This window comes from Pseudomonas sp. UBA6276, from assembly GCF_002438365.1.
Taxonomy (GTDB): domain Bacteria; phylum Pseudomonadota; class Gammaproteobacteria; order Pseudomonadales; family Pseudomonadaceae; genus Aquipseudomonas; species Aquipseudomonas coleopterorum.
This window is the reverse complement of record NZ_DJUS01000072.1, coordinates 1-11,193: the sequence shown is the minus strand read 5'-3', so window position 1 is coordinate 11,193 and position 11,193 is coordinate 1. Positions and strand designations below refer to the sequence as shown.

Genomic DNA, 11,193 nt, shown 5'->3' with positions numbered 1-11,193 from the left:
GCCTGTCGGGCCGCGGCGACAAGGACATGCAAACCGTGATGAGCCATATGGGCGCCCAGGGCGCGAAGGAGACACTGGCATGAGCCGCCTCGAACAACGCTTTGCCGAACTCAAGGCCGAGGGCCGCGCGGCCCTGGTCACCTTCGTCACCGCTGGCGACCCCGGCTACGACGCTTCCCTGTCGATCCTCAAGGGCCTGCCAGCCGCCGGTGCGGATGTCATCGAGTTGGGCATGCCCTTCACCGATCCGATGGCCGACGGCCTGGCCATTCAGTTGGCGACCCTGCGGGCACTGAACGCCGGTCAGACGCTGGCGAAAACCCTGCAGATGGTTCGTGAGTTCCGCGTCGAAAACAGCACCACGCCCATCGTGCTGATGGGTTATTACAACCCGATTCACCGCTTCGGCGTCGAAGCCTTCGTGGCCGAGGCCAAGGAGGCCGGTGTCGACGGCCTGATCATCGTCGACCTGCCGCCCGAGCATGATGGTGAATTGGCAACCCCGGCACAGGCCTCGGGTATCGACTTCATCCGTCTGACCACGCCAACCACCGACGATGCACGCTTGCCGAGAGTGCTGGAGCGCAGCTCCGGGTTCGTCTACTACGTATCGGTGGCCGGCGTGACCGGTGCCGGCTCGGCTACCACCGAGCACGTAGGCGCTGCCATAGAGCGGCTGCGTCGGCATACCGACCTGCCGATCAGCGTTGGTTTCGGCATCCGCACGCCCGACCAGGCTGCCGCCATTGCCCGCCTGGCCGATGGCGTGGTGGTCGGCTCGGCACTGGTGGACAAGATCGCCCATGCCCAGCACCACGGTCAGGCTGTGGAAGATGTGCTGTCGCTGTGCAGTCAACTGGCGCAGGGCGTACGTAAGGCTCGTGTCAGCTGAAGGTAAAGATTCCAATACAGAGGAATTAGCCTCTGGTTCACGGGACTAAACGGCAAGACCAAGGGGGATCGAACCTGTGTTCGGTGCCCCTTTTTGCTGTTTGGCCGTGAAGGAAATCCATGATGAACATGCCAAAAAACCTGATCCTGAGCGTGGGCGCACTGTTGATCGCTTGTGCACCGCTGGTGCAAGCCGCCCCCGGTGGTCCAGGTGGACCGGATGAGCAGCGTCAAGGGCGCCAGGAACAACCGCATCAGCGGCAGGGCGGACCCGATCGGCCTGATCGTGACGAGCGCGGTCCAGGCAACCGTGGCCCAGGCAATCCAGGTGGCGGCATTGCGCGCGGCGGTCCACCCCAGGATTTCGGCCCCGTACGCCAGACCATTCAGGATCACCGCGACGTCTTCCGACCCGGCAACCCACCTCCCGCCAGTATTCGCGCCATCAAGGGACAACCTCTACCTCGCGGCTACGGTGCCCGCCTCGACGGTCCCGCGTTGAAGCACCTACCACGTTACGAAGGCTACGAATGGCGCCGCATGGGCACGGATGTGGTGCTGATCGCCATTGGTACCGGGATCGTCTACGAGGTGTTGCAGGGGGTTTTGAACTGATTAATGACTTGGAGATGCAGTGCCTGTCGTGACGCTTTCGCGGCTGTAAGCCGCTCCTACACGGTCGCATTTCTCTGTAGGAGGGGCGTACAGCCGCGAAAACGGTGAGATAGGCGCTGCATAGCGTGGATCAGGGTTACTGAAAGCCCATTAGCAGCCGTTTCTCAAGTGAATGTGAGATATCCCCTCTACCGCCGGCTCTGCTCTTCCATCACCCAATCCACGAACCTTTGCACCATTTGGCCGCGGCGCTTGCGTTGCGGCACCACCACGAAATAGCCCAACGCCGATGTGGCGGCGCCTTCGAAAGGGCGGCAGAGCAGTTGCTGTTCCAGCAATGCGTCCACCAGGTGACGCCAGCCGATGGCAACGCCTTGCCCGGCAATCGCGGCCTGGATGAGCAGTGTGTAGTTGTCGAAGCGCAATTGCCCCGGCGCTGGGGCACTGGGGATGTGCAGGGCGCGGAACAGGCCGCTCCAATCGAACCACTGACAGCTGCTTTCACCGCGCAGGTGCAGCAGCGGCCATTCGAGCAATGCATCGGAGCCCAGTGGTAGCGTTCGATCGCTCAACAGGCGCGGGCTGCAGACCGGGAAGACTTCTTCATTGAACAACCAGTGGCTTTCACCCTGACGGAACCGGCCATCGCCGAACAGGACTGCCACGTCGATGTTCGGGCCGAGCATGGCGTGGCTGCGTTCGCTGGTGACCAGGCTGACATCGACCTGTGGATAACGTTGATGGAAGCGATGCAGGCGTGGCATGAGCCAATAGGCGGCGAACGCGAAGTCGGTGGAGACCTGAAGCACTTCGTGCTGGGTCTGGGTGGTGATCAAGCCCAGACAGTCGTCGATGCTGCGCAGCCCTCCCTGTACCGCCTCGAACAGGGTGTAGCCTGCGTCGGTCAGCTCGATGCCTCGGTAGATCCGATCGAACAGGCGGATGGCCAGTTGTTCCTCGAGCCGTTTGATCTGCTGGCTGACGGCAGGTTGCGTCGTACCCAACTCGGCGGCGGCAGCCGTGAAACTGCGCAGCCTGGCGGCGGCCTCGAAGGCGCGCAACAGGTCAAGGGAGAGTTCTCCGAGGCTTGCCAACATAAGCGCTACTTATCCTAGGTATTGTTCTGCATGGGCTTTACCAGGCCACAGCGGCACCGCATGGTGAACGGTAGAAACTTCGCATTAATCTCCACTATGGAATGCCCTGAGCCGATGAAGCGCAAGAACATTCTTTTCATCATGGCCGATCAGATGGCCGCCCCTCTGTTGCCGATCTACGCGGCGTCTCCCATCAAGCTGCCGAACATCAGCCGCCTGGCCGAAACCGGCGTGGTGTTCGATGCCGCCTACTGCAACAGCCCGCTGTGCGCGCCGTCGCGTTTCACCTTGGTCAGTGGGCAGTTGCCGAGCAAGATCGGCGCCTACGACAACGCCGCCGACTTTGCCGCCGACGTGCCCACCTACGCCCACTATCTGCGCCGCCTGGGTTATCGCACGGCGCTGTCGGGAAAGATGCATTTCTGCGGCCCTGACCAACTGCACGGTTACGAGGAACGCCTGACCAGCGATATCTATCCCGCCGACTATGGCTGGGCCGTCAACTGGGACGAACCCGACGTGCGCCCCAGCTGGTATCACAACATGTCCTCGGTGCTGCAGGCTGGCCTCTGTGTGCGCACCAACCAGTTGGATTTCGATGAAGAAGTGGTGTTCAAGGCCCAGCAGTACCTGTTCGATCACATTCGCCAAGGCGGCGACCAGCCTTTCTGTCTGACGGTGTCGATGACCCACCCGCACGACCCCTACACCATTCCCAAGCCATTCTGGGACCTGTACCGCGACGAAGACATTCCCCTCCCGCAGAACGTGCCGAGCCAGACCGAACTGGACCCGCATTCGCAACGCCTGCTCAAGGTCTATGACCTGTGGGACAAACCCTTGCCTGTGGATAAGATCCGCGACGCACGACGCGCCTATTTCGGCGCGTGCAGCTACATCGATCACAATGTTGGCAAGCTGATGCAGACCCTGGAAGAAACCGGGCTGGCAAACGACACCATCATCGTCTTTTCCGGTGATCACGGCGACATGCTTGGCGAGCGTGGGCTCTGGTACAAGATGCATTGGTTCGAGATGTCAGCGCGAGTGCCGCTGCTGGTCTGCGCCCCTGGCCAGTTCCAGCCGGGGCGCGTACAGGCGGCCGTTTCCACCGCCGACCTGCTGCCCACCTTCGTCGAGCTGGCCGGCGGCGAACTCGAGCCCGGCCTGCCTCTGGACGGTCGTTCGCTGGTTTCCCACCTGCAAGGTGAGGGCGGCCACGACGAGGTGTTCGGCGAGTACATGGCCGAAGGCACCAACAGTCCGCTGATGATGATCCGCCGCGGGGCGATGAAATTCATCTACAGCGAGCAGGACCCCTGCCTGCTCTACGACGTGGACAACGATCCACACGAACGCGAAGACCTGAGCCAGTCACCCTCGCACCGGGCACTGTTCGAGGCGTTTCTGAATGAAGCCCGCCGTAAATGGGACATGCCGGCGATACACCAACAAGTGCTCGCCAGCCAGCGCCGCCGCCGTTTCGTGGCCAGTGCATTGACCCAGGGCACGCTGAAGAGCTGGGATCACCAGCCGCTGGTGGACGCCAGTCAGCAATACATGCGCAACCACATCGACCTCGACGACCTGGAGCGCAAGGCACGTTATCCACAACCCTGCCCATTACATCAGACGCTTTGAGGGGAAGTCCGCATGAAGGTGACCATGAAGATATCCACAGCCCTGGCAGCCAGCTGGTGGGCGCTTGCCGGCTCGCCGGCGTTCGCCGATGAACCGCTGTCTGACCCACAAAGTTGCGCCACGGTGAAGATGGCCGACCCGGGCTGGAGCGACATCGCCGCCACCAATGCGCTGGCCAGCCTGGTGTTGGAGGGCATGGGCTACAAGCCCAAGATCGACACCCTGGCCGTGCCCATCATCTTCGGCGGCTTGAAGGATGGGCAGGTGGACGTCTTCCTTGGCAACTGGATGCCGGCTCAACAGGGTTTCTACGACAAGTTCGTCGCCAACGGCGATGTGGTGCAGTACGCCAAGAACCTGGACGGTACCGAGTTCACCCTGGCCGTTCCCGATTATGTCTACGACGCCGGAGTGAAGGATTTCGCCGACCTGGACAAGCATGCCGATCAGTTCGGCAAGAAGATCTACGGCATTGGTTCGGGGGCACCGGCCAACCTGTCACTGGCCGAGATCATCAAGAAAGACGAATTCGGCCTGGGTGACTGGAAGCTGGTGGAGTCCAGCGAGCAGGCCATGTTGGCCGAGGTCAATCGCAACGTGAAGAAGAAGGCGTTCGTGGTCTTCCTCGGTTGGACGCCGCACCCGATGAACGTGCAGATCAAGCTCAAATACCTCACGGGCGGCGAGAAGTATTTCGGCTCCACCGGGACCGTGCACACGTTGACCCGCAAGGGTTATGCCCAGAGCTGCCCGAACACCGCCAAGCTGCTCAGCAACTTGGTGTTCACCCAGGAGATGGAAAACGGGATCATGGCCGATGTGGCCAACAGCAAGAAGACCAGCGCTCAGGCGGCGCATACCTGGTTGAAAGCCAATCCGGCGGTGCTGGAGAAGTGGCTGGACGGGGTGAAGACACTGGATGGCAAGGATGCGCTGCCGGTGGTGCGGGCGAAGCTTTGATTTTTACGGGCTTGATGGTGGTGGGTGTCAGTGATGGCCTCTTCGCGGGCAGAGCCCGCTCCCACATGGATACCGCGTTGAGCACTGGATCTCTGTAGGAGCGGGGCGGGCGGCGAGCTCTCTGCCCGCGAAGAGGCCTTCACTGACACCCCTTCAATCGACTCAACCCGCCGCCATCTCCCGCCGCAACTGGCTCAGCACCGGCGCCGTATCCACCGCCACGCCGCGCCAGTAGGTGAAGGCTTCCGCCGCCTGCTCGACCAGCATGCCGAAACCATCCAGCGACAGCCGCGCGCCGTGTTCGCTGGCCCAGCGACAGAACGGCGTCGGCTCCTTGCCGTACATCATGTCGTAGCAGACCGTGACGCCGGGTTCGATCAAGCTGCTGGCAATGGGCGGCAGATCGCCTGCCAGGCTCGCCGACGTGGCATTGATGATGATATCCACAGGCTCTTCCAGCCAATCGAAGCCACTGGCCGCAACCGGGCCCAGATCAGCGAACAACCGCGCCAGCTGTTCGGCTTTCTCGACCGTACGGTTGGCGATCACCAGCGACAGCGGCTGCTGCTCGAGCAGCGGCTCGATCACCCCTCGCACCGCACCGCCGGCACCCAGCAACAGAATGCGCTTGCCTTGCAAGGTCACACCGGCGTTGTCGACCAGATCGCGTACCAACCCCACGCCATCGGTGTTATCGCCGCGCAGGCCGCCATCGGGCAGACGGCTGAGCATGTTCACCGCGCCGGCACGCTGCGCGCGTGGGGTCAGCACGCTGCACAGGCTGAAGGCCTGCTCCTTGAACGGCACTGTGACGTTGGCGCCCAGGCCTTCCTTGAAAAAGCCCAGGGCACAGTCGGTGAAGCCATCGATGGGCGCCAGCAGCGTGCTGTAGTCCAACGCCTGGCCGGTCTGCTCGGCAAACAATCGGTGAATGGCCGGTGACTTGCTGTGACCCACCGGGTTGCCGAAAACCACATAACTGTCCATGCGAAACGGTTCCTGAATCAAAGGGCGGAGGCTTGTGCCAGCCAGTCGCGGTCCTGGAGGAAATAATCGGTCAACCGCGCTTCTTCGCTACCAGGCGCAGCCTTCCAGTCATAGCCCCAGCGCACCTGCGGCGGCAGCGACATCAGGATCGACTCCGTGCGGCCTCCCGATTGCAGACCGAACAGCGTACCGCGGTCGTAGACCAGGTTGAACTCGACGTAGCGGCCGCGGCGGAATTCCTGGAATTCACGCTGCTGCGCGGTGTAGGCCATGGCCTTGCGACGCTGCACGATGGGCAAATAGGCGTCGATGAAGGCATCGCCGATGGCGCGCATGAAGGCGAAGCTGGTGTCGAAATCCCATTCGTTCAAGTCATCGAAGAACAGGCCGCCCACACCGCGAGGCTCGCCGCGGTGCTTGAGATGGAAATAGCGATCGCACCAGGCCTTGTAGCGCGGGTAGACATCGGCGCCAAAGGGCTCGCAGGCCTGCTGGGCGACGCGGTGCCAGTGGATGCAGTCTTCCTCGTGGGCATAGTAGGGCGTCAGGTCGAAACCACCACCGAACCACCAGACCGCCTCTTCGCCTTCCTTTTCGGCGATGAAGAAGCGCACGTTGGCGTGGGACGTGGGCACATGCGGGTTGTGCGGGTGAATCACCAGGGACACGCCCAGCGCCTCGAAACCACGGCCGGCCAGTTCCGGGCGATGGGCGCTGGCCGAGGGCGGCAGGCCGGTGCCGAACACGTGGGAAAAATTGACCCCGCCTTTTTCGATCAACTCACCGTCGGCAATCACCCGGGTACGACCGCCGCCGCCCGCAGGACGCGTCCAGGCATCTTCGACGAACTGCGCGCCGCCGTCTTCGGCCTGCAAGGCGTGGCAGATTCGGTCCTGCAGATTGAGCAGATAGGCTTTTACGGCCTCGGTGCGGGTAGTCATGGCATCACCTTGGAGAAGGGCAAATACCGCCAGCGGCCTGCGTGCACGCCTGACCGGCGATCAAGTCGGCGCGTAGCATAGCATCGCTCACCGCCTGCGGCAGTTGACGCCGATCAAGCAAAGGCGTCCGATAGGCCTTCGCCCAACGACAGCAGGAGTGAACAGATGGCAAAGCGTATCCAGTTCGGTTCCACCGGCGGCCCGGAAGTCCTCGAGTTCGTCGACTTCGAGCCCAGGCAACCGGGCCCGCAGGAGATTCGCGTAAGCAATCACGCCGTGGGCGTGAACTACATAGACAACTATTTCCGCAGCGGCCTGTACCCGACGCCACAACTGCCATCGGGCCTGGGCACCGAGGCGGCCGGCGTGGTGGAGGCAGTGGGCAGCGAGGTGGACGGCTTCAAGGTCGGCGACCGTGTGGCCTACGCAGGCGGCCCCCTGGGCGCCTACAGCGACCTGCACGTGTTGCCTGCGGCCATGGCCGTGCACCTGCCGCAAGCGATCAGCTTCGAGCAGGCCGCTGCGGTGATGCTCAAGGGCCTGACCGTTCAATACCTGTTGCGCCAGACCTACAAGGTCGAAGCCGGAGAAACCATTCTGTTCCACGCGGCCGCCGGTGGCGTGGGCTCGCTGGCCTGCCAATGGGCAGCGGCGTTGGGCGTGAAGCTGATCGGTACGGTCAGCTCGCCCGCCAAGGCCGAGCGGGCCAAGACACTGGGGGCCTGGGAGGTGATCGACTACAGCCACGAGGATGTGGCCAAGCGGGTCCTGGAGCTGACCGATGGCAAGAAATGCCCGGTGGTCTACGACGGCGTGGGCAAGGACACCTGGGAAACCTCGCTGGACTGCCTTCAGCCACGTGGCCTGATGGTCAGCTTCGGCAACGCCTCCGGCGCGGTCAGTGGGGTCAATCTGGGGATCCTGTCGCAGAAGGGCTCGCTGTACGTCACCCGGCCGACCCTGGCCAGCTATGCGGTGCCCGGTGCGGTACAGGGCATGGCCGACGAACTGTTCGAGATGATCGCCAGCGGCAAGCTCAAGGTCGACGTCAGCCAGCAGTACCCGTTGAGCGATGCGGCGAAGGCACAAACGGCCCTCGCCGCACGCGAGACGGTGGGCTCGACCATCCTGTTGCCGTGAAGACGGGCAGGGAGCCGCACGCTGACGGCTCTCTCGCCATATTTTTTAGGGCAAGAGGCAGGGCAAGAGTCAGGTCCAGAGTCAGGGCCTGATCACCTCGCCGGTGACCAGGTCACGGATCACGCTCGGACTCTTCCGCCCACCCAGCGCGCCCCCCAGCACCAGGTCCACTTCGCCCCGGAAGTATTGCTCCACGCGCAGGCGGCTGCGGGCAGCCGGACGGCCCTGGCGATTGGCCGAGGTCGACACCAGCGGCCCTACCAGCGCACACAGCTCGCGCACCTGCGGGTGATCGCTCACGCGCAGGGCCACGGAGTCGTGAATGCCGGTGATCCATTCGGGCAACAGGTCCTGATGAGGCACCAGCCAGGTATTCGGGCCGGGCCAGGTGCTGGCCATCCGATCGATCCAGTCCTCGGGGAAGTCCTCGAACAGGAAGTCGAACTGACGAATGTTGTCGGCGACCAGTATCAGACCCTTGTCGACCGAGCGCTCCTTGATGGCGAGCAAGCGGTAGACCGCCTCTTCGTCCCACGGATCGCAACCCAGCCCCCAGACAGCTTCGGTCGGGTAGGCGATAACCGCGCCCGCTCGGATCTCGCGCGCCGCTTGTTGCACACGCCAACTGCTCACCATCTGCTGTCACTCCCATTGGAAACTGCCGCCAGTGTACTTAGCTGGCACGTGCAAACCAACGCCCCGCCTGACTGATCACACGCCCCTGCAGTTCCAGCTCGGTGAGTTGCGCCATCACCCGGGGCAATGGCCAGCCGAGGGCTGCGGCCAAACCTTCAGTGGTATGCGCCGCTGCCACCAACGCGCTCAGCAGCGGATCTTGCGATCGTTGCGGTGCTGGCGACGAGGCTGGCGGCAGGCGCTGCCAACCCTGCAAGCCTTCGAGGATGTGATCGATGGTCTCGACCAACTGCGCACCGTCGCGGATCAACTGATGACAACCACGGGCGCCAGGATGATGAATCGAGCCTGGCAGTGCCCACACTTCGCGACCATGCTCGGCGGCAAGACGCGCAGTGATCAGCGACCCGCTGGCCGGACTTGCTTCGATGACCAGCACGCCCAGCGACAAGCCGCTGATGATCCGGTTGCGCCGGGGAAAATTGCCGGGCTGTGCCTGGGCCTGCAGGGGAAACTCGGAAACCAGCGCACCACCGCCGTCGCCGATGGCCTGCGCCAAGGCACGGTGCTTCTGTGGATAAAGTTTTTCCAGCCCGGTGCCCAAGACCGCGATGGTATATCCACCCACGTCCAGCGCCCCTTGGTGGGCAGCACCGTCCACACCCAGGGCGAGACCGCTGGTGATCGTGAATCCCGCACCTGCCAGGCTGCGAGCGAAGGCCCGGGCATTGTCCAATCCGGGCGGCGAGGCGCGGCGACTGCCGACCACGGCGATCTGCGGCCGCTCCAGTACGCCGGGGTCCCCGCGCACGAACAGCAGCGGCGGTGGATCGGCGATCTCCTTGAGCAGGGCCGGGTAGTCAGGCTGGTCCCACATCAGCAAATGCTGGTCCGCACGCTCTAGCCAGGCCATCGCAGCCGCAGCGGATTGATGAATGCCGGGGTCGCGGCGGGCCTGGGCGCTGGCGTCGCTGCAACCTGCACCGCGCCATTGCACGGCCGAGGCATCGAGCGCCGAACGCGCACAGCCGAAGTGCGCAACGAGCTTGTGAAAGCGTTGCGAGCCAATGTCGGGGAGTAGTTGCAAGCGCAGACGCGCTTCGAGTTCGGAACAGGTGTGGGTGTTGCTTTCGAAAAGCGGCATCCGATCATCCTTGAATCGGCAGGCTCGCAAGCAGCTGGACAAGCTGTGGATAACTCTGTGCACAAAAGTATCGGAATGCGCCTGGGCACGATCCTCTCGTACCCAGGCGCCAGGTGCGGCTACGGGTTACCCACCTTGTCCATCACTGCCAGCGAGCGGTTGGCGTTGAGGATCAAACCATAGCTCAGCTTTTCATAGGTGCGGAACACCATGAGCAGACCGGAACGCTCGTCCGGGACCTTGATCTGCTCGCCAGTGATACGATCGCGCACTGTCTCGCCGGTCTTGTAGACCGCCAGAACGTCGCCTTCGCGCAGCCCGTCGCGCTTTCCGCGGTTTAAGGTGACCACATCGTACTTGCCAATCTGTGTAACACCTCGTGGCACATCAATGATCACACCATGGATGTCCGACTGCGGCGCGCTGGGAAAAAATGTCGAATTGACCGCACGCTGTTCATCGCTGAACAGCCGATCGCCCAGGCGGACTTCTTCGCGCGAGCGCTGCAGGACGAGGGTAGAGATGTCACCTTCGGTCGCGACGATTTCGCCACCACCGATATTGTCGGCATTGATGCCCAGAAACTCCTGGGTATCGGGATCCGTGTAGGCCTTGCCCTGGCGGAAGATGCCATAGACCGACTGCGCCGGATCGAACGATCCGCGAGCGTAGATGCGGTCGCCCATGCCACTGAGCACCCGCTCGGCATTGCCGGCGACGATGTAGGGTGCGGCGTTGAAATCTTCGACCGAATCCATGATGCGGTTGGTCAGCAGAAAGCTGTTGATCGATTCCAGCGGTATGCTGGGAATGGCTTCTGCCACGGGTGTGGTGCGCACCTTGGGCGAGAGCTTGATGGTGCCGCGCGAGGCGCCGCGCTCGAGCATCAGTTGCGGCTGGCCGTCGACGAAGCCCAGCACCAGCGAATCGCCGGGGTAGATCAGGTCGGGGTTGGCGATCTGCGGATTGGCGTGCCAGAGCTGCGGCCATTGCCACGGCTGGCGCAGAAACTTGCCGGAAATGTCCCACAATGTGTCGCCACGGACCACGGTGTAGCGCTGTGGGTAGCCGTCCCTGAGCTGCACCTGCGCCTGCGTCAGGCCGGACATTGCCAGCAGTAGCAGGGCGAGTAGTGATTTCC

11 protein-coding genes are annotated in these 11,193 nt (G+C 63.1%); 5 read left to right on the top strand and 6 right to left on the bottom strand.

Annotated elements, in window-relative coordinates; all coding sequences use genetic code 11:
• Window positions 1-79 precede the first annotated feature (79 nt).
• Together trpA and B2V21_RS08640 are read left to right on the top strand one after the other, a co-directional pair.
• On the top strand, window positions 80-892 hold the full coding sequence (trpA, locus tag B2V21_RS08645; protein ID WP_049860484.1) for a tryptophan synthase subunit alpha: 813 nt from the start codon (window positions 80-82) through the stop codon (window positions 890-892).
• 122 nt (window positions 893-1,014) lie between these two features.
• Window positions 1,015-1,506, top strand: coding sequence for an anti-virulence regulator CigR family protein (locus tag B2V21_RS08640; RefSeq protein WP_286916610.1), 492 nt, complete (start codon window positions 1,015-1,017; stop codon window positions 1,504-1,506).
• Between the two features lie 188 nt (window positions 1,507-1,694).
• Here B2V21_RS08640 and B2V21_RS08635 read toward each other — a convergent pair whose 3' ends face one another.
• Window positions 1,695-2,603 carry a choline sulfate utilization transcriptional regulator gene (locus B2V21_RS08635; RefSeq protein WP_286916609.1) on the bottom strand — a complete coding sequence of 303 codons (909 nt, stop codon included), beginning with the start codon at window positions 2,601-2,603 and terminating at the stop codon, window positions 1,695-1,697.
• Window positions 2,604-2,717: 114 nt separating this feature from the next.
• Here B2V21_RS08635 and betC point away from each other — a divergent pair, with 114 nt between their 5' ends.
• Both betC and choX read left to right on the top strand, forming a co-directional pair.
• Window positions 2,718-4,244: a choline-sulfatase gene (betC, locus tag B2V21_RS08630; protein WP_286916608.1), complete on the top strand. Its 1,527-nt coding sequence runs from the start codon at window positions 2,718-2,720 to the stop codon at window positions 4,242-4,244.
• A gap of 24 nt (window positions 4,245-4,268) precedes the next feature.
• On the top strand, window positions 4,269-5,204 hold the full coding sequence (gene choX, locus B2V21_RS08625) for a choline ABC transporter substrate-binding protein (RefSeq protein ID WP_286916607.1): 936 nt from the start codon (window positions 4,269-4,271) through the stop codon (window positions 5,202-5,204).
• Window positions 5,205-5,366: 162 nt separating this feature from the next.
• On the opposite strand, the gene aroE is transcribed toward choX, so the two are convergent.
• Together aroE and hemF are read right to left on the bottom strand one after the other, a co-directional pair.
• On the bottom strand, window positions 5,367-6,191 hold the full coding sequence (aroE, locus tag B2V21_RS08620; RefSeq protein WP_056844863.1) for a shikimate dehydrogenase: 825 nt from the start codon (window positions 6,189-6,191) through the stop codon (window positions 5,367-5,369).
• Between the two features lie 17 nt (window positions 6,192-6,208).
• Complete coding sequence (gene hemF / locus B2V21_RS08615) at window positions 6,209-7,132, bottom strand: oxygen-dependent coproporphyrinogen oxidase (RefSeq protein WP_286916606.1); 924 nt, start codon at window positions 7,130-7,132, stop codon at window positions 6,209-6,211.
• Between the two features lie 165 nt (window positions 7,133-7,297).
• Between hemF and B2V21_RS08610 the strand changes: the two genes are divergently transcribed.
• Window positions 7,298-8,272, top strand: coding sequence for an NADPH:quinone reductase (locus B2V21_RS08610; RefSeq protein WP_286916605.1), 975 nt, complete (start codon window positions 7,298-7,300; stop codon window positions 8,270-8,272).
• Between the two features lie 81 nt (window positions 8,273-8,353).
• Here the strand turns inward: B2V21_RS08610 and B2V21_RS08605 are convergent, their stop codons facing one another.
• The 3 genes from B2V21_RS08605 to B2V21_RS08595 all read right to left on the bottom strand — a co-directional run.
• On the bottom strand, window positions 8,354-8,908 hold the full coding sequence (locus tag B2V21_RS08605) for an L-threonylcarbamoyladenylate synthase (protein WP_049860477.1): 555 nt from the start codon (window positions 8,906-8,908) through the stop codon (window positions 8,354-8,356).
• Window positions 8,909-8,945: 37 nt separating this feature from the next.
• Window positions 8,946-10,052: a DNA-processing protein DprA gene (gene dprA / locus B2V21_RS08600; RefSeq protein ID WP_286916604.1), complete on the bottom strand. Its 1,107-nt coding sequence runs from the start codon at window positions 10,050-10,052 to the stop codon at window positions 8,946-8,948.
• 119 nt (window positions 10,053-10,171) lie between these two features.
• Window positions 10,172-11,193, bottom strand: a 1,022-nt coding sequence (locus B2V21_RS08595) for a LysM peptidoglycan-binding domain-containing protein (protein ID WP_286916603.1), incomplete at its 5' end; no start/stop codon positions are given.